A 17,341-nucleotide genomic window follows, 5' to 3' on the forward strand; every position below is an offset into this window, starting at 1 on the left:
GGGAGAAGGGGCTCCCCAGCCGGGACGTGCTGCGCTACTCTCCAGGCTAGAACACGTTCTATTCGACTGAGGAGTTCGCATCATGGCACCGTCCGCAGAAGACATCCGCAAGACCGTCGAAAGGTACATCGAGGCGGTGGCCACCGGGACCGTCGACGACGTCGTCGCGCTGTACGCCGAGGGCGCCACCGTGGAGGATCCCGTGGGCACGGAGCCGCGGACGTCGGTGGAATCGCTGCGCGAGTTCTACGGCGTGATCGAACCCCTGAAGCAGACCGGCGAGCTCCTGACCCTGAAGATCGCCGGCAACTCGGCGGCGTTCCACTTCTCCCTCGTCACCGATCTGGGTGAGCAGAAGCTCGAAATCGCCCCGATCGATGTCATGACCTTCGACGACGACGGGAAGATCACGTCGATGCGGGCGTTCTGGTCGCAGGAGGACATGATCACCAGCTGACCGATTGCCGGGCCGGCAACCACACCGCAATACGGCCCGGCTGATCAGCGACTGTGCTTACCATGGCGTGGTGGCCACCGACGTCGCCGGGCAGGCCGCACGGCGTGCCCGACGCACAGCAGTCGTTCGAGCCGGTACGCGCCCCGGGCGCGCACCGCGTAGCTGGCTGGCGGTCGCCGGGGCCCTGACCGCCGCGGTGCTCGTGGCGTGCTCCTCGGGTTCAGGGTCCAACCCCGACCCGGTCGACCTGGACCGGGCCACCGACAACGGGCAACTTCCGTGGACGGAAGTGCTGCTTCCGCCGCAGACGCCGACGACGGTTCCGTTCGGTCCGCCGGGCACCGACCTGCCGAGCGAACCCCGCGCCGCCGGGATCCGGGTGATCGGCGACCGTGCCGGCCTCTACGGCGGAAGCCCCGACCGAGTGCTCTGCGACCGGCAGCGTCTCGTCGACGACCTCGAGCAGGATCCGGCGAGGCTGCAGGCCTGGTCGAGTGTGTTCCAGGTCGACGACGTGCGGAATTACGTCCGTACCCTGACACCGGTGCTGCTCCGTGCAGATACCCGTGTCACCAACCACGGCTTCGACGACGGGCATGCGAGCGCGTTCCAGTCCGTCCTCGAGGCGGGGACCATCGTGCTGATCGACGACCACGGCGTTCCCCGCGTCCGATGTGTGCGCGGAAGCCCACTGCTCTCCCCGGTGGTGAACGAGAACGCGGACGTGCAGGGTGATCCGTGGCCGGGCTTCCAACAGGACAGGTTGTACGTCGTGCAGCCCTCCAACCTGGCGATGACCGAAGTGACCGTGGTGGATCTGATGACCGGTGGACTGTCGCCGGTGCCGATCGGTTCCGGCCCGCAGCAGCCGGCAGAGCGCCCGAATCCGGTGGCACCCGTGGAAGCCCAGGCGCCGGTGGTGGATTCACCACCGCCTGCGGTGGTGCAGCAGGCGGCTCCGCGGCCCGCGCCGGCACCCGAACCGGCAGCGCCGCCGCCCCCACCGCCCGCGCCGCCACCGCCACCGCCTCCCCCACCGCCCGCGCCAGAGCCGCCGGTGAACTATCCCCCGGCCCCCGCTCCGGCGCCGCCCGCACCGCCACAGCAGATTCAGGTGCAGATACCGGGCCTGCCGCCCATCGTCATCCCCATTCCCAACTGACGGTCGGGCTCCCGGCTAGAGGGCGAAAAGGGCCGCGTTGAGGACAATCGCCTGGGTGAAGAGCGTCCAGTCGTTGATGATGTGCGCGCCCGTCGAGACCCACAGGTTCTTGGTGCGGATGTAGGCGAGCGTGAGAACCAGTCGGGCCCCGCCGATCACGATGAATGCCTGAGCGAAGTTCCAGTCGTAGGTTTGCAGGTGGGCAGCGCCGAACCACACGGCACTGAGCAGCCAGGCCACGACGATCGCCGTCTTGCGAGACAGCTTGGCCTTGGCGAACAGGAAGTACATGACCGCGAGAAACGGGATCATGGTGAACACTTCTTCGCCGACCAATTGGATACCGGTGCCCACGTAGAACGCGACGGTGTCGAGCGCACTCGCCTTGCCCGCATCGTCGACGGCCTCGTTGGACGCTACGTCGAACAGGGATTGCACGATCAACGCCAGCCCGGCCGAGACGGCCAGGTTGAGCAGCGCGAAACCGATCATCGTGAGGACGTCGCGGCCGCTCACTCTGCGAAACAGCGCCTTCCAGTGCTCGCGCGTCACTCGCGCCAGCACTCCGAGCGGGATGGCGACGAACAGGATTCGCGGAATCAGCGCCACGAAGTTGTTCGGCTGAGGGATGAGGATCAGGGCGGCGAAGCCGACGGCGACGGACGCCCACACCAGCACCCACTGCCGCACCGACAGTGCCGCGGGAACCCCGTTGTAGAAGGGGAAGTCGACGCCGTCGCGGCGCTCGATCAAGTGGCCGAAACGATCGTTCGCCGACGGCGATTCGTGCACGGGCGCCGGACTCGGATCGGTAGCACCACTCATCGATTAACCCTTCTGAGGTGGGTGGATACGGAATGTCATCGTCGCAGAGACGGCCGGCCCGTACCACTCGACCCACCCAACGCACGGTTAACGGAAGGAAACTTATATATACCTGCGGTGAATTCCACCAACTTGTATTGACATGTTGGAGTCCTCGGTTCACAGTGGGATCCATGACACATCAACGACGCTACGACGTGGTGGTTGTCGGTGCCGGAATCGTCGGCCTCGCTCACGCGTACCACGCGGCGAATCGGGGTCTGTCGGTGGCGGTGATCGATCATGCCGACCGGGTGGCGGGCGCGTCCGTCCAGAACTTCGGCCACGCCTGCATCACCGCCCAGTCGGGCGTCGCTCGCGACTACGCCCGAGCGGGCCGGGAGCACTGGCTCGACCTGGCACGTAAGGCCGGGTTCTGGTCTGCCGAGTCCGGAACATACTGCGTAGCACGGCATGACGACGAGCTGGCCGTCATGACCGAGTTCGCGGACGTACGCGGACCGGTCGAAGCGGAACTGCTGTCCCGCGACCGGATCCTCGGCGCGTTACCCATCGTCGGCGACCGCGTCGTCGGGGGCATGTACATGGCCGACGACCTCCAGGTGAACCCGCGGGAAGCGGCCCCCGCCATCGCGCAGTGGCTCGAAGCGTCGGGTGTCGACTTCTTCTGGCGGACCGCCGCAACCGGTTTCGAGACCGGAGTCGTCCACACCTCGCGGGGCGATCTGCGCGCGGGGACGGTGTTCGTCACCGTCAATTACGACATCGACCGCCTGTTCCCGGAGCCGGCCGAGCGCGCGGGACTCCTGCGGTGCCGGCTCCACATGATGCGCGCGAGGATTCCGTTGTCCGCGCCGTTGCCCGCACCCCTGTTCACGGGCTGGTCGCTCGTGCGGTACAGCGGTTTCGAGAAGCTTCCCGCGACCGCGGCGCTCGCGGCACGGCTCCGCGACGAGTACCCCGACTACGTCGACCTCGACCTCCACCAAATGTACACACCACAGCCCGATGGTTCGATCCTGATGGGCGACACTCACATCCGCGAGATCTCGGCCGAGCCGTTCCAGTCGGAGAAGGGGTTCGAGGTGCTGATCCGTGAAGCCGCCGCCCTCTTCGGCGTCTCGGACGTCACCGTCACCGAACGCTGGCAGGGCGTGTACAGCTCGGCTCCCGGTTCGGAATTCCTGATCGAGGAGCCGATCGACGGCGTGCACATCGTCACCGTGACCACCGGGATCGGCATGACCACCAGCATGGGCCTGGCGAAGGACCGCATCGACCACGTCTTCGGCCGCGAAACCCTGCCGGTAATGGCGTAGCAGCACAACCACACTCACCGAACTCCGAGAGGAACCAGACAATGGGAACACATCACCGGGACATCAGCCTCGTCGTCTTCGACATGGCAGGCACCACCGTCGAGGACAGCGGGCTGGTCCAGCAGTCCTTCCTCGCCGCGGACGCGCATGCCGGACTGTCGAAGACCGACGAGGAGCGCCGGCGGATGCTCGACTACGTCTCCGACACCATGGGCCAGTCCAAGATCGTCGTCTTCCGCCATCTCAGCGGCGGAAACGAGGAGCAGGCGCAGGCGGCGAACAAAGAATTCGAACGCTGCTACTCGCAACTCGTCGACGACGGCCGGTGCAGCGCCGTCCCCGGCGCCGAGGAACTCTTCGGCTCGCTGCGTGAGCAGGGCATCAAGACGGCGCTCACCACCGGGTTCGCGCGCGAAACGCAGATGTCGATCATCCGCGCGCTCGGCTGGCAGGACGTCGCCGACGTCGTGTTGTGCCCCGGAGACGGCGTCCGCGGCCGCCCCTTCCCGGACCTGGCGTTGACCGCGTTGATGCGCACCGGCGCCCCGTCCGTGCAGTCCATGGTGGTGCTCGGCGACACCACGTCGGACGTCACCACCGGCCTCCGCGCCGGAGCGCTCGCCTCCGTGGGCGTGCTCACCGGTGCCCACGACGCCACCCAGCTGGCCGAGGCCGGGGCCACCCACGTTCTCGACAGTGTCGCGGACCTGCCCGGTCTGCTCGCCGAACTGCGCAACGCCTGATGCCGGCGGCCGGCTAACTTCCGTTGCCGTCGTCCGACGGAAGTCGGGGGTCGATGGTGCGGGCGTTCACGATGCTGAAGGCGACGAGGTCGGGACGGTACCGATCGTCCGCGTACTCGAACGTGTCGCCGTGCTGATCCCGCGACGTCCGACGTTCCCGAAGCAACGGGCTGCCGGGGTCGATCCCGAGATTCTCGGCGTCGACCCCGGTCGCGGCGACGGCGTCGAGCACATGCTCCATCGATTCGAAGCGGACGCCGCGGGAGGTGAGGTAGTCGGTGATCGATCCGGTGTCGATGTCGAACTCGAACAGCAGGGAGCCGACCCGCTCGGTGAACGTGCTCCGCTCGATCATCGTCGGTTCGCCGTCCAGCAGCCGGACGCGGAGCACCTCGACGACGAAGTCGTCCGTGGTCAATCCCAATGCGCCGGCAGCAGGTTCGGACACCCGGCGACGTGAGATCTCGAGCGTGCGGCTCCCCGCGGCGCGGCCGGTGCGACGTGCCCACTGGGAGAACGGGGTGAACGTGTCCAGGGTCTGCGTGATGTCGTGGCTTCGCACCACGGCAGGCTTCCCCTGGGACAGCAGGATCAGCCCCTCGTTCTTCAACGTCGCCAGAGCCTGGCGCACGGGACCGCGAGACACCTCGAACTCCGCGCACAGCATGCTTTCGCTGGGGAGCGACTCACCCACCGCGTACTGCCGCTGCATGATGCGCTGCCGGAGCTGGAGTGCGACGAACTCATGGCGGGAGCGTGCCTCCACCATTGCGCATCACTCCACTTCCCCGGTCGGTCGACGATCGCCACTGTGAGCCAGGTGCATTCTAATGGCGTCGTCGCTACGCTACATTGCGAGAACACGTTCCAGCCGGTGGAGGGATGCGGAGCATGGCGTCGTCGACGGAGCGGATCGTCACGGTCGACGGATTCCGTTGGCAGATTACCGAACTGGGAGACGGCCCACCCGTCGTCCTGTGCCACGGATTCCCGGGCCTCGGCTACAGCTACCGACATCAGATGCGGGCCCTCGCGGCTTCCGGGTACCGCGCAATCGCCCCGGACATGCCCGGCTACGGCGGCACCGACGTGCCCCGCGACATCGACGACTACACGAACGAGCGAGTGGCGGACGCGCTGATCGGTCTGCTCGACACGCTCGGTCACGAGCGTGCCGTGTTCGTCGGCCACGACTTCGGCGCGCCGGTCGCATGGACCGTCGCACTGCGTCACCGCGCACGCGTGTCCGGGCTGGTGCTACTGGCTGTCCCCTACGCACCCGACCGGTTCCCGCTGCGACCGTCGGAGCTCTATGCGTCGATGGCGCGCAAGCACTTCCTGCACATCCACTACTTCCAGGAACCGGGTGTCGCCGACCGCGAACTCGACGCCGATCCCCGCGGATTCCTGCAGCGGCTGTTCTACGCGTTGTCGGGCGCTTACCGCTATCTGGACATCTGGCAGCACCCTTCGGACGGCAACGGTTACCTGGACGTGTTGCCGGAAGCCCCACCCCTGCCGTGGTCGTGGCTGACGGAGGACGAGTTCGACCACTACGTGAAGGTCTTCACCCGGACGGGATTCACCGGCGGACTGAACTGGTACCGGGCGTACGACGCCAACTGGGAACGCTCCGGGGGTCTCGCCGGAGCCGACATCGAGGTGCCGACGCTGTTCGTGGCCGGCGTGCACGATCCCGTCCTCGCGATGAGTGGTGCGCAGGCCCTCGACCGGATGCGCGACACCGTCCCCGACCTGCGCGGAATCCATCTCGTCGAGGGCGCCGGCCACTTCGTCCAGCAGGAACGACCCGAAGAGGTGAACGAGCTGCTGCTCAGGTTCGTCGCGGGCTGAACAGGCGACGACGGCGACTCTGTTCGGGCAGTTCACCGATCGACTCGAGGTACGCGGTGAACGCCTCGGCGTCCGCGTGGGTGCTCACCTTCGGCCTGCCCGCGGCCCAGGCAGCGAACAGCGCGAAGAACCGGTCGCCGAGGGTTGCGCGGACGTGGGGAAGGTGATCGCCCACTTCCCCGGACCGCTTGCGGAGCAAGGCCTTCGATGCGGTGCCGATCGCGTCGCGGTCGAATCCCTCCGGCAGCCCGCCCACTGCGACGAGAGCGCGGACCAATGCTGCCTGCCGCTCCGCCAGCCCGGTCACGGCCGACTCCGCACGGCGCCGCCGGTGACCCGGTCGAACCCGGCCGCATCCGCGATCGCATCCAACTCGTCGAACAACTCCCGGGCGGGCGGGTAGTTACCGTCGCGCTCGAGCATCATCGCGGGGGGACCCTCGGGTGCCCACTGCCGGACCAGGTCCAGCACCCCGTCGGGCACCGGGTCGGTGTGGGTGTCGTGATACGCGCCGTCCCGTTCGGATCCCCCGGCGACGTGGCAGTACGCCACGCGTTCGAGGGGAAGCCGCCGGAGTTCCTGACCGGCGTCGAGGCCGCGGTTGCGGGCGTTCGCGTAGACGTTGGCGACGTCCAGCAACAGGTGGACGCCGGTGCGTTCGACGAGCTCGGCCAGGAACTCACCCTCGGAGTATTCGTCGTCCGGCCAGTCGAACAGGGCCGCGATGTTCTCCATGGCCAGGGGCACCGGCAGGCACTCCTGCGTGCGCCGGACGTTGCGCACCAGCACGTCCAGGGCTTCCGCCGAGCGCGGCACCGGCAGCAGGTGCCCGGCCTCGAGACCGCCCGCCCGCACGAACGCGACGTGCTCGCTGACGAGCGGCGCACCGAGCGCGTCGGCGCACCGCGCGAGATGGTCGATCCGGTGCTGCTCGACGCCGTCCGCGCCACCCAGCGACAGCGAGATGCCGTGCGGGACGACGGGAACCCCCAGCGACCGCAGTTCGTCGGGAACGCCGACTCCGCGCCGGCGGACGGGCAGCGATTCGGCGATCACCTCGCAGAACCGCAGCCCGTCGAGCCGGTCGATGATCCCGCAGATCTCCGGCCGCCAGCCGATGCCGAGGCCGGGCTCGATCAGGGCGGTCATCCCCCGCACCCCCCACCGCCGCCGCAGCCTCCACCGCCGCCGCAGGAGCTGTCGCCGCCGCTGCTGCCGCCGTCACCGCTGCCGCTGTCGGAGATACCGGCCGCGCTCGCGAAACCGGGGGAGAACAGGCCGGCGGCCCCCATCCCGAACAGTGCCGTCGACAGTGCGATCGGCGTCGGACCGTACGCGGTGAGCGACGGGCGCATCCGCGGCGCCAGGTAGGAATGTGTGCGGCGCAGCCGGGTGAGCTCCGCAGTGCCCTGGGGCGTCCTGCGGCCGGTCCGGCGAACGAGCTCCCGCGAGGCCGAGAGCAGAACCACCGCGACCAGCAGGAAGCCGATCGGCTTGCCGCCGGCGAACCCGGCGACGAGGCGTGCGACGCCGATGGCCACGACGACGAGGATCGGGAGGGTCGCGCGCCGATTCCAGGCCTTCTGCTCGGGTCCGGTGAGCAGCCCCTGCGCGACCAGGGTGGCCCGCAGGTGGTCGAGCGGGGCCTGCAACCGGCCCGGGAGCCGCAGGTTGCCGAGGGCGCTGCGCCCGGAGGCGAGTTCGTCGTAGACGGCCCGCGTGAACGATCCGAGGGCGTTGTCCGCGACTCCCCACCCCCGCAGGATCGTCCCGTCGGCGGAGATCAGGTCAGCTCCCCGCAGCAGCGTCAGGGAGGCGGCGACGGCGCGATCGTCGCTGGTCAGCATCCCGGCCTGCACCGGATCGAGACGAATACCGGCGGTCGGGGCGGGCGCGGTGCCCCGGGACCGGAGGAACACCGCCAGCCCGACCGCGACCAGGGCGGCGGTGACGTAGATCACCAGAAAGGTCTCGCTCGGTATCCCCCATGTAGCGGATTCGTTGTACATCACACACCACCTTTCAACCACGTTGTCCGACAGTCGATCTCAGTATCGGTACGATTGTCCGATTTGCACCCGCCGGGTACCGATCGTCACCGTTCCGTTATCGAGATCCTGGGATTCGTCGTGGGGTGGGCTGTGGGTGGCATCGCCTAGCATCGTCTGCATGACATCGCCGCCTGCCGCACTGTCGTATGCCGAACTGCTCGATGCGGTTGCCGAATCGCACAGGACGGTGGAGGCGACGCTGGCGGGGTTGACCGACGAGCAGGCGCGGGAGCCGTCGCTGCTGCCGGGGTGGAGCCGGGGGCACGTCGTCACGCACCTCGCGAGGAACGCGGACGCGCTCAACCGGTTCGCCGTCGGGGTGATCACCGGCGAGGCCGCACCCGAGATGTACCCGGGAGGTCCGGCCGCGCGGGCCGCGGCGATCGAGGAGGGGGCCGGACGTCCGGCCGAACTGCTGGTGGCCGATTTCCGCTTCGCGGGACGGCGGGTGATCGAGTCGTTACGCCGGATCACCGAAGATCTGTACGAGACGCCGGTGAACTGGCGTCGGCAGGTGCCGGCGCGGCAGGTGCCGGTGCTGCGGTGGCGCGAGCTCGAAATCCACCACGTCGACCTGGGGCTCGACTACTCGGCGGCCGACTGGCCGGGGACCTTCGTGGAGCACACACTGGAATCGGAGGTGCCCGCGCTGGCGGCCCGGTATCCGGACGTCGGGGTGCCGGAACTTCCGCGCACCGGACTGCTGGCGTGGGTTATCGGGCGCCCCACGCGGGAGGGGCTGCCGCCCGTGCCTGCGTGGCCGTTCTGATCGTCAGGCGTACTCGACGTTCTCGAACGTGTCGGCGTCGTCGAGCGCGTCCCAGATGATCGCGTAGCGCTTGTGGGTCATCTCGTCCGCATCGACGAGCAGAGCGTCGAACAAGGCCTTCGGGTTGTCCTGCCACGTCTGAACCAGGCTCGCGACCGCCTGGGGCGTGAACAGACCCGACCGCGCTGCCGCCTCGATCCACTCGTCGAAGTCGCCGGCGTAAATCCGCTCGACTGCCTCGCGATCGACCTCGCCGTCACCGAGATCGAGAGTGAACATCGTCGCGAAGACGTCGCCGTCGACGGCGACGACGGTGTCGCTGTGCATACGCTGGTCGGTGTTCATCGTGGGGATACCTCCTGGGAGTCAGCTCGTTCATCCTGACTCACGTTTGCGGCCTCTGCTGATGAGAAGAACTGTAGGGCGACTAATTGTGAGCAGCTTAAAGCCTTTCTGTGAGATCAATCTGTGATCTATCTCACGCAGGTTTCTTCGCTGTCAGCGCACCCTCAGCACGACTTCTGTGGGGTGCGCGTCACTCGGTGTCTCCACCGCGTTGCGCACGGCTTTTGCGACCGTCGACGGCTGCAGATACTTCTCCGGCCGGTATTCGTCGCCTTCGCCGGCCACGATGGTGCGCTGCATATCGGTGTCGATCCGCCCGGGGTGAATTGACGTGACGCGCAGTAACGGTTCCTCGAGCCGCAGTGCGTCCCCGAACGCCCGCAGGGCGAATTTGCTCGCCGCGTACGACGCCCAGCCGGCGTTCGCGCGGAGCCCGGCGCCCGAGTTGATCAGGACGACGTGCCCACCCGCGGCGCGGAGGGCGGGCAGCAGCAGTCGTGTCAGTTCGGCCACCGCGATGACGTTCGCCTCGAGCGTGTGCCGCCACTGTTCGACGGTCGACTCCGCGACGGTCGCGAGATCGGCGACGCCGGCGTTGTGGACGAGCACGTCGAGCCGTTCGATCGGGGTGCACGCGGCCGCCAGCGCGTCGTAATCGGTCACCTCGACCGGCCAGGGCGTGGCGTCCGGCAGTTCGTCGAGAATGCCGGTCAGCGATCCGGCAGATCGGGCGCCGAGCAGGAGGTCGTGGGTCGGTGCGAGTTCGCGGGCGATGGCGGCTCCGAGGCCACGGCTCGCGCCGGTGATCAGGGCTGTGGGCATGCTGTCGAGGCTAGCGCCCTGTGAGTACTTGTTAACCGCGGGCGGTTAACAAGTACTCACGGGCCGAAGGCACTCCAGTGGTGCCACGACAGGTCGTGGATCGCGATCACCGGTCCGTCCGGGCGGCGGTCGACGTACTGTGGATATTTCGCGGCGAGGACGTCGATCGCGGCGCCGCCCTCCGGGGAGTCGGCTGTGAGGACCTCGGCCCGACCGTCGACCCGCACCCACCACAGGTGGTCCCAGTTCTCGTCGTAGTGGTCCACGAGCAGGGTGACGGCGGGGTTGGCCGCGATGTTCGTCAGGCGCCGTAATGCCGTGGTGCGCTTCGGTTTGTGGTCGACGCAGGAATAGATCGTGTCGGAGTCGAGCGCGAAGACGAGCGGGACGAGGTGCGGCACCCCGTCGGCCCCGACCGTGGCGAGCCGCGCGATGCGGGCGGCCGCGAATCGCGCGACGGCGTCCATCACGGCTCCATCAGGTAGTCGCCGCTCACCGGTTCCGGGAGGGCGGGAATACCCAACGGGCGCTTGAAGTATGCCCAGGGGAACCACAGCGTCCCGACCTTCTGCCAGCCGTCGGCCTCGAGTTTCTGACGGCTCGCCGGCGCCGACACGCGGGTGTGCTCCCACTGCTCCTCGGACTTGCGGACGGTGTGGAACAGGGTGCCGAACCCGACGGAGTGCCAGCCGTACGTGCCGGCGTGGTTGAGGATGTGCATCTCGTTGAACGCGGTGAGCGGGGTGAGCCGGCGGGTCCGGCCGTCCGGGTCCGCGTCGGGGGCGTCGCCGATCCGCTTGCCGAAGCGTTGTTGCGCCGCCTGCCGCGACATGCCGAGTGCGGCGCCGACCGTGTCCCAGCTGTGCCCGGCGGAGCGCGCGGCGGCGATCGCGGAGACCAGCAGTTCGTCGACCGACTCCCGTGCCTGCGAGGTGAGCCGGACGAGCGCCAGGTAGGCCGCGGGGTCGTGGTCCAGCCCTGGGTCGATCTCGGGGTCCGCCTTGGCGATCGCGTCCGACAGCAGTTGAGTGAGCGCGGCGTCCGGCATGCGTCAAGTATTGGTTGACACGAGTCGCATTGTCAACCAAATGTTGACTAGATGGTGACTAACTGGCGACGAGGGTGATGCCGAGGGTGAGCATCAATGCGGCGATCCCGGCGTCGAGCACGCGCCACGCGCCGGGGCGGGCGAACACGCGGTGCAGGAACTGGGCGCCGTAGCCGAGCGCGAGGAACCAGACGACGCTCGAGGTGGCGGCACCGAGGCCGAACAGCCACCGGCCCGAATCGCCCTGGTTGTTGGCCACCGAGCCGAGCATCAGCACCGTGTCGAGGTACACGTGCGGGTTGAGCCACGTGAGTGCGAGGCAGGTGAGGATCGACGTCGCGAGGGTCGCCGATCCGATTTCCTGCGTGGCATCGAGCGTTCCGGGGCGAAGGGCGCGGCGAGCGGCGAGCACCGCGTAGGAGACGAGGAATGCCGCACCCGCCCACCGGATCACGGTGATGGCGGCGGGAGCGTGCGCGAGTACCGCGCCGATCCCGCTGATCCCGACGGCAATGAGGACGGCGTCCGATACCGCGCACAGCACGACCACCGGCAGGACGTGCCTGCGCGCGATCCCCTGTCGCAGGACGAACGCGTTCTGCGCGCCGATCGCGACGATCAGCGACAGGCCGGTACCGAAGCCGGCCGCCGCCGTGAGCAAGGCAGGGGTGAGGTGCATGAGAACCACGCTACGAAGCCCGAGGCCATCAATCCAGCTAATTATCCTTCATTGCCATTAGCATTGCTTCATATGGACCTGGACCTGGCTTCTCTCCGCACGTTCGCTGCCGTGATCGACGAAGGCACGTTCGACGCCGCGGCCCGGGTACTGCACATCACGCCGTCCGCGGTGAGCCAGCGGATCAAGGCACTCGAGCAGCAGGTCGGGCGCGTCCTGGTGCAGCGGGCCAAGCCGGTCCGGGCCACCGAGTCCGGTCACGTCGTGCTCACGCTCGCCCGCCAGATGGCCCACCTCGAGCGCGAGGCGATGTCGTCCCTCAATCCCGAGGAGGCGACGACGAGCACTTTGTCGCTGGTCGTCAACGCGGATTCGCTGTCCACGTGGATGATTCCGGCACTCGCCCGCCTGGCGCCGGAGCATCGGGCGCTGTTCGATCTGCATCGGGAAGACGAATTCCACTCGACCACCCTGCTGAAGGAGGGCACGGTGATGGCCGCGGTGACGTCCGTCCCGGAGGCGGTGCAGGGCTGCACCGTGGAGAAGCTGGGGTCGATGCGGTACCGCGCGCTCTGCAGCCGCGACTACGCCGAACGCTGGCTCCCCGACGGCCCGGCACCGGACGCCCTCGCAGTGGCACCGATGCTCGACTTCGACCGCAAGGACGAACTGCAGGCCCGGTTCCTGCGCGGATTCACACGGCGCCGACTGCAGCCGCCGCGGCATTTCGTTCCCGGGTCTTCGGCATTCTCCGACGCCGTCCGCCACGGACTGGGCTGGGGACTGCTGCCGGAGTTGCACACCGGCGACGACCACGGGCTCGTCGAACTCGACCCGTCCCGCCCGATCGACGTCCCGCTGTACTGGCAGCGGTGGAAGTTGGACTCGCCGATCCTCGCGGCGCTCACCACCGCGGTCCGGGACGGGGCGCGCGAAGCGTTGCGGTGACGTCCGGGTGGGCGCAACACTGGAGACATGGACGCCGACAGCCCGATGGACCCGGTGCAGGCCTTGCGAGAGACAGCGTTCTGGCTCGAGCGGTCGCGTGCGGAGACGCATCGTGTGAAGGCGTACCGCCGCGCGGCCGACGTGGTGTCCGAACTGTCCGAGGAGCAGCGGGACGTCCGGCAGCGCACCGACAGCTGGAAGGACCTGCCCGGCATCGGACCCAAGACGGCCACCGTGATCCGGGAGGCGCTCGACGGCGTGCCCGTCTATCTCGCGGAACTACGGGAGAACGCTGAGCCCATCGGCGGCGGTGCGCTTCGGGAGGCGCTGAAAGGCGACCTGCACACGCACTCGGACTGGTCGGACGGCGGCAGCCCCATCGACGAGATGATGCGCAGCGCGGCCGCTCTGGGTCACGAATACTGTGCTCTGACAGACCATTCCCCGCGTCTGACGGTCGCGAATGGGCTGTCGGCGGAGCGGTTGCGTTCTCAGCTGGAGGTGATCGCCGAGCTGAACGAGGAACTGGCACCGTTCCGCATCCTCACCGGCATCGAGGTCGACATCCTCGACGACGGTTCACTCGACCAGGATCCGGATCTGCTCGACGAACTCGACATCGTCGTCGCCAGCGTGCACTCCAAGTTGCGGGCGGAGCGCGGGGCGATGACCCGCCGGATGGTCCGGGCGGTGGAGAATCCGCTGGTGGACGTGCTGGGGCATTGCACCGGCCGCCTCGTCGAAGGCGGGCGCGGAACCAGGCCGGAGTCGACGTTCGACGCGGAGCAGGTGTTCACCGCCTGCCGCGACAACGGCACAGCCGTCGAGATCAACAGCCGTCCCGAACGCCGCGACCCGCCGAGCCGTCTCATCGATCTGGCCATCGACGTGGGGTGCCTGTTCTCGATCGACACCGACGCGCACGCCCCCGGGCAACTCGCCTGGCAGGGGTACGGATGCGAGCGGGCGATGCGGTGCGGTGTCGAGGCCGACCGCGTCGTGAACACGTGGTCCGCCGACGACCTGCTGGAATGGGCAAAGTAGCGCTCGTGCGTGGTTGACGAGTGCAGGGACTCGTCAACCACGCACGGGCCGAAGGCCTAGCCCCGCTCTCCGGCCAGTTCCTCGAACAGTGTCGGGTCGTGGGCGGAGAAGACGCGCACCCGCGGCGCCACCTGATTGTTCAGTTGCCGGAGCCGGCGATGATTGCCGCGGATCTTCGAACGATCTACCGCGATCAGCTCTTCCATCACCCGCAGGGCGCGACCCTCGGTTCCCGGCGACACCTGTCCGGGGGCGGCGACGGTGCTGCGGTGGTAGAACGCGTCGCCCGCGTGTAGCAGCCAGCCCTTCTCGCCGGTGTCGACGGCCACCGCCGCGTGACCGCGGGTGTGGCCGGGCATCGGGACGAGCACGATGCGGTCGCCGACACCGGCGATCGGGTAGGTGTCGGAGAACCCGAGCACGGATTCGCCCGGCCCCGAGTAGGTGTGCAGCGTGGGTTGGGGGGTGAGCTGGGCGGGACGGTACCGGACCTTCTCCCGGAACGACGAACGTCCTTCCGACGCCACCCGTTCCGCGGCGGTGGTGTGCAGGGTGGCGTTCGGGAAGTCGGCGACGCCGCCGATGTGGTCGAAGTCGAGATGGGTTGCGACGATGTGGGTCACGTCCGCGGGATTCAGGCCCAGCTTCTCGAGCCGGCGGACCGCCGTCTCCGACTCCCGGAACCGGGCGCCCATCCGGTTCGCGTACCGGCCGACGCGTCCGGTGGGATCGGCGACGTCCGCCAACCCGAAGCCGGAGTCGACCAGCACGATGCCCGCGTCGGTTTCGCACGCCAGCACATGGCACACCAACCGCCCGATGAGCGCCGAGGAGAACGAGCCGCAATTGAGGTGGTGTACCCGCATGGGGGCTCACGCTAGCCGAGTCGGCGTTCGTGGGACGGCCGATTACACCGCGACCGGTGACGACGCCTGCGCCCAGAACCGTTTCGGTATTCGTCCGGCATTCCGGGCGCGGCGCCCCGCCGCGACTGCTCCGGCCATCGCCGCGGCCATCAGCGGAGGGTCCGACGCTCTCGTCACCGCCGTGGCGAGCAGTACGGCGTCGCAGCCGAGTTCCATCGCCAGTGCTGCGTCGCTCGCGGTGCCGATCCCGGCGTCGAGAATGACCGGGATGTCGGTGCGCGCGACGATCATCTCGATGTTGCGGGGGTTCGAGATGCCGAGCCCGGTGCCGATCGGCGACCCGAGTGGCATCACGGCGGCGCACCCGGCATCGACCAGGCGCTGCGCGAGGACAGGGTCGTCGTTGGTGTAGGGCAGCACGACGAATCCGTCGTCCACGAGTTGTTCGGCCGCCGCGACGAGTTCGATTCCGTCGGGCAGGAGCGTGCGCTCGTCGGCGATCACTTCGAGCTTGACCCAGTTGGTGCCCAGGGCCTCGCGGGCCAGGCGCGCGGTCAGCACGGCCTCCGTGGCACCTCGGCAGCCGGCTGTGTTCGGCAACAACGCGATACCCAGTCGATCCAGCAGTTCGAGCAGCCCGGTCCTCCCTGCGGCGTCCACTCGGCGCATCGCCACCGTCGTCAGTTCGGTGCCCGAGGCGACGAGTGCGTCTTCCAGCACCGAGAGGTTGGCCGCACCGCCTGTGCCCATGACGAGACGGGACGAGAAGTCCCGGCCCGCGATCGTGAGTGCGTCGGTGTCACAGCTCATGGGTACCTCTCCGGTCGAGATTTCAGCGAGCACTCGAACCCTACGATCGAATCGCCTCCGACGTCAGAACCACTTGTGCGCTACGTCATAGGTCCAGATTGGACCCCTGTCCCGCCGTCTTTCTGGACCTTCTGGACCCGTACCAGATGCCCCAGAGTTGTCAGTGCGATGAGCCCCGTGGACAACGCCACGGCGTCACGATCGGAGTAGAGATGAACACCATGGTCGCGAGCAGGAACCGCACCGCGAGGTCGAGGGAGGAGGAGCGCCTGGCAACGGAACTGGAAGACGCTCGGCGCCGCATCATCGAACTCATGGGCCAGCTGGCCGAAACGGTCCGCAGCCGTGACGCTTTGAGCGACCGTATGCAGGTGATGGCGTGGAATGCCCGGTGGGGCCGCGAGCACATCGGATTCGGGGTGCTGTGACTCGAGTTCGGGTGTCACAGCCACGTGGTCGGGCGGATCAGGTTTGCGAGATCCACCAGCGTGTACCGATGCCGGCGCTCGGGTGCCTTGCGGGCGAGGGCCCGGAGCGCCGACTCCGCCCCGGTGCGCAGACCGCGCTCGGTGAACGGCACGCTGAGGATCCTCGTCGTCTCGGGGATGCCGCCGGCGTGCAGCCAGTCCACGGCCACGCCGAGGACGAGCACCCGGGTCTGGAGTGCGCGACGCTCGTCGTGGGCGAGCAGTTCGACCCGCCGGGCCGCCTCCTGCAGATCCCGTTCACTCACCTCGGCGAGGGGCCGATCGTGGACGAGCATCAGCACACTCGTCAACCGGGCCTCGGCATAGTGCCGCGACGTCGGTGGCACCTCGTCGAGCGCCTGCACCGCAGCCGCCCGGTCGTCGCGGTGCTCGAGTTGCCGCGACAGTCCGAACGCCGCACTGACCGCGCCGTGATCCGTGCGCCACACTGTGCAGTAATACTTTTCGGCGGTCCGGCGCCACCGCCCGATGTCCTCGCCGGAGCGGTATTCGCACCACATCTCGGCCGTCGCGGCGAGGGCGAGCTTCGGAGCTTCCTCGCCCGGTAGCGCGGTGAGGACGGAATCGAATCGGGTGAACGCCGCCTCGAAGTCGCCGCCCACCAGCGCGCACAGTCCCGTGTGCCAGTCGACGCGCCACGTGTCCTCGCGTTGGTGGTCGAGGGATTCGAGAATGGTGGCGGCATCACGGGGCTGCCCGAGGTCGAGGTGTGCGCGCACTTCGGCGAGCGGGATCTCGATGCTCGTGGACGCCACGCCGTCGTCCGCCGCCTCCTTCGCCCTGTGCAATGAATCGAGGAGTTCCCTCGGTCGGCTGTGGACGACGGAGAGCAGCGGAGCGGCAGGGTCATCCGGGTCCACCAACGGAATCGGCAGCGCCCGAACGATACTCATCGCGCTGATCCGCTCGTCCCGGCGATGCCCGTCGACGTAGACGTCGGTGCGGCTGATCGTGAGGTCGGTCCCGAACGTCGTGCGCTGCGGGCTGAACCGGTGGGACAACCCCGGCTGCGGGTGGCCGGTCTGCTGGGCCCGCACCTCGCGCAGGACACCCTCGAGCTGCGTCGACATCTCCTCGGCCGACGCGAAGCGCCGGGCCGGATCGGGGTGGA

The 17,341-nt window shown here is 68.4% G+C and carries 22 protein-coding genes; 9 read left to right on the forward strand and 13 right to left on the reverse strand.

Annotation, left to right across the window (positions count from 1 at the left end):
* The first annotated feature begins 82 nt into the window (after positions 1-82).
* Positions 83-457 (forward strand): nuclear transport factor 2 family protein, encoded by a 375-nt coding sequence (locus AZG88_RS46665; protein ID WP_061044771.1) that lies wholly within the window; start codon positions 83-85, stop codon positions 455-457.
* A 67-nt stretch (positions 458-524) separates the two neighbouring features.
* A complete protein-coding gene (locus AZG88_RS46670) occupies positions 525-1,619 on the forward strand; it encodes a DUF6777 domain-containing protein (protein WP_061044770.1) in 1,095 nt (364 codons plus the stop codon).
* 15 nt (positions 1,620-1,634) lie between these two features.
* Here the strand turns inward: AZG88_RS46670 and AZG88_RS46675 are convergent, their stop codons facing one another.
* Positions 1,635-2,444 (reverse strand): CPBP family intramembrane glutamic endopeptidase, encoded by an 810-nt coding sequence (locus AZG88_RS46675; protein WP_061044769.1) that lies wholly within the window; start codon positions 2,442-2,444, stop codon positions 1,635-1,637.
* 173 nt (positions 2,445-2,617) lie between these two features.
* Between AZG88_RS46675 and AZG88_RS46680 the strand changes: the two genes are divergently transcribed.
* Together AZG88_RS46680 and AZG88_RS46685 are read left to right on the forward strand one after the other, a co-directional pair.
* Positions 2,618-3,763, forward strand: coding sequence for a TIGR03364 family FAD-dependent oxidoreductase (locus AZG88_RS46680; protein ID WP_061044768.1), 1,146 nt, complete (start codon positions 2,618-2,620; stop codon positions 3,761-3,763).
* A 41-nt stretch (positions 3,764-3,804) separates the two neighbouring features.
* Positions 3,805-4,506, forward strand: coding sequence for a phosphonatase-like hydrolase (locus AZG88_RS46685; protein WP_061044767.1), 702 nt, complete (start codon positions 3,805-3,807; stop codon positions 4,504-4,506).
* A gap of 13 nt (positions 4,507-4,519) precedes the next feature.
* On the opposite strand, the gene AZG88_RS46690 is transcribed toward AZG88_RS46685, so the two are convergent.
* Complete coding sequence (locus tag AZG88_RS46690; protein ID WP_061044766.1) at positions 4,520-5,275, reverse strand: GntR family transcriptional regulator; 756 nt, start codon at positions 5,273-5,275, stop codon at positions 4,520-4,522.
* A 122-nt stretch (positions 5,276-5,397) separates the two neighbouring features.
* Between AZG88_RS46690 and AZG88_RS46695 the strand changes: the two genes are divergently transcribed.
* On the forward strand, positions 5,398-6,360 hold the full coding sequence (locus tag AZG88_RS46695) for an alpha/beta fold hydrolase (protein WP_061044765.1): 963 nt from the start codon (positions 5,398-5,400) through the stop codon (positions 6,358-6,360).
* Here the strand turns inward: AZG88_RS46695 and AZG88_RS46700 are convergent.
* Genes AZG88_RS46700 through AZG88_RS46710 form a run of 3 tightly spaced genes read right to left on the reverse strand, consistent with a single transcriptional unit; the run spans position 6,341 to position 8,369 of the window.
* Positions 6,341-6,667, reverse strand: coding sequence for a hypothetical protein (locus AZG88_RS46700; RefSeq protein WP_061044764.1), 327 nt, complete (start codon positions 6,665-6,667; stop codon positions 6,341-6,343). The genes AZG88_RS46695 and AZG88_RS46700 overlap by 20 nt on opposite strands.
* Complete coding sequence (locus tag AZG88_RS46705) at positions 6,664-7,509, reverse strand: DUF692 domain-containing protein (RefSeq protein WP_061044763.1); 846 nt, start codon at positions 7,507-7,509, stop codon at positions 6,664-6,666. Before AZG88_RS46705 ends, AZG88_RS46700 begins: the two co-directional genes overlap by 4 nt.
* Positions 7,506-8,369 carry a TIGR04222 domain-containing membrane protein gene (locus AZG88_RS46710; protein WP_061044762.1) on the reverse strand — a complete coding sequence of 288 codons (864 nt, stop codon included), beginning with the start codon at positions 8,367-8,369 and terminating at the stop codon, positions 7,506-7,508. The genes AZG88_RS46705 and AZG88_RS46710 overlap by 4 nt, the downstream gene beginning before the upstream one ends.
* A 160-nt stretch (positions 8,370-8,529) precedes the next feature.
* On the opposite strand from AZG88_RS46710, the gene AZG88_RS46715 reads away from it, so the two are divergent.
* Entirely contained in the window at positions 8,530-9,180 is a 651-nt protein-coding gene (locus AZG88_RS46715) for a maleylpyruvate isomerase family mycothiol-dependent enzyme (RefSeq protein ID WP_061044761.1), read from the forward strand.
* 3 nt (positions 9,181-9,183) lie between these two features.
* Here AZG88_RS46715 and AZG88_RS46720 read toward each other — a convergent pair whose 3' ends face one another.
* From AZG88_RS46720 to AZG88_RS46740, 5 genes are all read right to left on the reverse strand, one after another.
* Positions 9,184-9,525 carry a hypothetical protein gene (locus AZG88_RS46720; RefSeq protein WP_061044760.1) on the reverse strand — a complete coding sequence of 114 codons (342 nt, stop codon included), beginning with the start codon at positions 9,523-9,525 and terminating at the stop codon, positions 9,184-9,186.
* A gap of 153 nt (positions 9,526-9,678) precedes the next feature.
* Positions 9,679-10,347, reverse strand: a complete 669-nt coding sequence (locus AZG88_RS46725) for an SDR family oxidoreductase (RefSeq protein ID WP_061044759.1) — start codon at positions 10,345-10,347, stop codon at positions 9,679-9,681.
* Between the two features lie 56 nt (positions 10,348-10,403).
* The gene (locus AZG88_RS46730; RefSeq protein WP_025433627.1) at positions 10,404-10,814 is read right to left on the reverse strand and encodes a TIGR03668 family PPOX class F420-dependent oxidoreductase; all 411 of its coding nucleotides are present in this window, start codon (positions 10,812-10,814) and stop codon (positions 10,404-10,406) included.
* Positions 10,814-11,395: a hypothetical protein gene (locus tag AZG88_RS46735; protein WP_061044757.1), complete on the reverse strand. Its 582-nt coding sequence runs from the start codon at positions 11,393-11,395 to the stop codon at positions 10,814-10,816. Before AZG88_RS46735 ends, AZG88_RS46730 begins: the two co-directional genes overlap by 1 nt.
* 58 nt (positions 11,396-11,453) lie before the next feature.
* Positions 11,454-12,074, reverse strand: coding sequence for a LysE/ArgO family amino acid transporter (locus AZG88_RS46740; RefSeq protein ID WP_025433626.1), 621 nt, complete (start codon positions 12,072-12,074; stop codon positions 11,454-11,456).
* 72 nt (positions 12,075-12,146) lie between these two features.
* Here AZG88_RS46740 and AZG88_RS46745 point away from each other — a divergent pair, with 72 nt between their 5' ends.
* On the forward strand, positions 12,147-13,022 hold the full coding sequence (locus AZG88_RS46745; RefSeq protein ID WP_061044756.1) for a LysR family transcriptional regulator ArgP: 876 nt from the start codon (positions 12,147-12,149) through the stop codon (positions 13,020-13,022).
* 45 nt (positions 13,023-13,067) lie between these two features.
* Positions 13,068-14,066 (forward strand): PHP domain-containing protein, encoded by a 999-nt coding sequence (locus tag AZG88_RS46750; protein ID WP_061044810.1) that lies wholly within the window; start codon positions 13,068-13,070, stop codon positions 14,064-14,066.
* Positions 14,067-14,122: 56 nt separating this feature from the next.
* Here the strand turns inward: AZG88_RS46750 and AZG88_RS46755 are convergent, their stop codons facing one another.
* Both AZG88_RS46755 and AZG88_RS46760 read right to left on the reverse strand, forming a co-directional pair.
* The gene (locus tag AZG88_RS46755; protein WP_061044755.1) at positions 14,123-14,932 is read right to left on the reverse strand and encodes an MBL fold metallo-hydrolase; all 810 of its coding nucleotides are present in this window, start codon (positions 14,930-14,932) and stop codon (positions 14,123-14,125) included.
* A gap of 42 nt (positions 14,933-14,974) precedes the next feature.
* The gene (locus AZG88_RS46760) at positions 14,975-15,742 is read right to left on the reverse strand and encodes a thiazole synthase (RefSeq protein WP_061044809.1); all 768 of its coding nucleotides are present in this window, start codon (positions 15,740-15,742) and stop codon (positions 14,975-14,977) included.
* A 212-nt stretch (positions 15,743-15,954) separates the two neighbouring features.
* Between AZG88_RS46760 and AZG88_RS46765 the strand changes: the two genes are divergently transcribed.
* Entirely contained in the window at positions 15,955-16,170 is a 216-nt protein-coding gene (locus AZG88_RS46765) for a hypothetical protein (RefSeq protein WP_025433623.1), read from the forward strand.
* Between the two features lie 14 nt (positions 16,171-16,184).
* Here AZG88_RS46765 and AZG88_RS46770 read toward each other — a convergent pair.
* Positions 16,185-17,341 (reverse strand): tetratricopeptide repeat protein (locus AZG88_RS46770; RefSeq protein WP_331712327.1); only part of this gene is annotated, 1,157 nt, incomplete at its 5' end.

This window comes from Rhodococcus sp. LB1 (assembly GCF_001583455.1).
GTDB lineage: Bacteria > Actinomycetota > Actinomycetes > Mycobacteriales > Mycobacteriaceae > Rhodococcus_F > Rhodococcus_F opacus.

What these genes read in the sequence shown, in the direction of transcription:
- AZG88_RS46665 (WP_061044771.1), top strand. Translation starts at nt 83, where the DNA reads ATGGCACCGTCCGCAGAAGACATCCGCAAGACCGTCGAAAGGTACATC.
- AZG88_RS46675 (WP_061044769.1), bottom strand. Translation starts at nt 2,444, where the DNA reads ATGAGTGGTGCTACCGATCCGAGTCCGGCGCCCGTGCACGAATCGCCG.
- AZG88_RS46680 (WP_061044768.1), top strand. Translation starts at nt 2,618, where the DNA reads ATGACACATCAACGACGCTACGACGTGGTGGTTGTCGGTGCCGGAATC.
- AZG88_RS46685 (WP_061044767.1), top strand. Translation starts at nt 3,805, where the DNA reads ATGGGAACACATCACCGGGACATCAGCCTCGTCGTCTTCGACATGGCA.
- AZG88_RS46690 (WP_061044766.1), bottom strand. Translation starts at nt 5,275, where the DNA reads ATGGTGGAGGCACGCTCCCGCCATGAGTTCGTCGCACTCCAGCTCCGG.
- AZG88_RS46695 (WP_061044765.1), top strand. Translation starts at nt 5,398, where the DNA reads ATGGCGTCGTCGACGGAGCGGATCGTCACGGTCGACGGATTCCGTTGG.
- AZG88_RS46705 (WP_061044763.1), bottom strand. Translation starts at nt 7,509, where the DNA reads ATGACCGCCCTGATCGAGCCCGGCCTCGGCATCGGCTGGCGGCCGGAG.
- AZG88_RS46710 (WP_061044762.1), bottom strand. Translation starts at nt 8,369, where the DNA reads ATGTACAACGAATCCGCTACATGGGGGATACCGAGCGAGACCTTTCTG.
- AZG88_RS46715 (WP_061044761.1), top strand. Translation starts at nt 8,530, where the DNA reads ATGACATCGCCGCCTGCCGCACTGTCGTATGCCGAACTGCTCGATGCG.
- AZG88_RS46720 (WP_061044760.1), bottom strand. Translation starts at nt 9,525, where the DNA reads ATGAACACCGACCAGCGTATGCACAGCGACACCGTCGTCGCCGTCGAC.
- AZG88_RS46725 (WP_061044759.1), bottom strand. Translation starts at nt 10,347, where the DNA reads ATGCCCACAGCCCTGATCACCGGCGCGAGCCGTGGCCTCGGAGCCGCC.
- AZG88_RS46730 (WP_025433627.1), bottom strand. Translation starts at nt 10,814, where the DNA reads ATGGACGCCGTCGCGCGATTCGCGGCCGCCCGCATCGCGCGGCTCGCC.
- AZG88_RS46735 (WP_061044757.1), bottom strand. Translation starts at nt 11,395, where the DNA reads ATGCCGGACGCCGCGCTCACTCAACTGCTGTCGGACGCGATCGCCAAG.
- AZG88_RS46740 (WP_025433626.1), bottom strand. Translation starts at nt 12,074, where the DNA reads ATGCACCTCACCCCTGCCTTGCTCACGGCGGCGGCCGGCTTCGGTACC.
- AZG88_RS46745 (WP_061044756.1), top strand. Translation starts at nt 12,147, where the DNA reads ATGGACCTGGACCTGGCTTCTCTCCGCACGTTCGCTGCCGTGATCGAC.
- AZG88_RS46750 (WP_061044810.1), top strand. Translation starts at nt 13,068, where the DNA reads ATGGACCCGGTGCAGGCCTTGCGAGAGACAGCGTTCTGGCTCGAGCGG.
- AZG88_RS46755 (WP_061044755.1), bottom strand. Translation starts at nt 14,932, where the DNA reads ATGCGGGTACACCACCTCAATTGCGGCTCGTTCTCCTCGGCGCTCATC.
- AZG88_RS46760 (WP_061044809.1), bottom strand. Translation starts at nt 15,742, where the DNA reads ATGAGCTGTGACACCGACGCACTCACGATCGCGGGCCGGGACTTCTCG.
- AZG88_RS46765 (WP_025433623.1), top strand. Translation starts at nt 15,955, where the DNA reads ATGAACACCATGGTCGCGAGCAGGAACCGCACCGCGAGGTCGAGGGAG.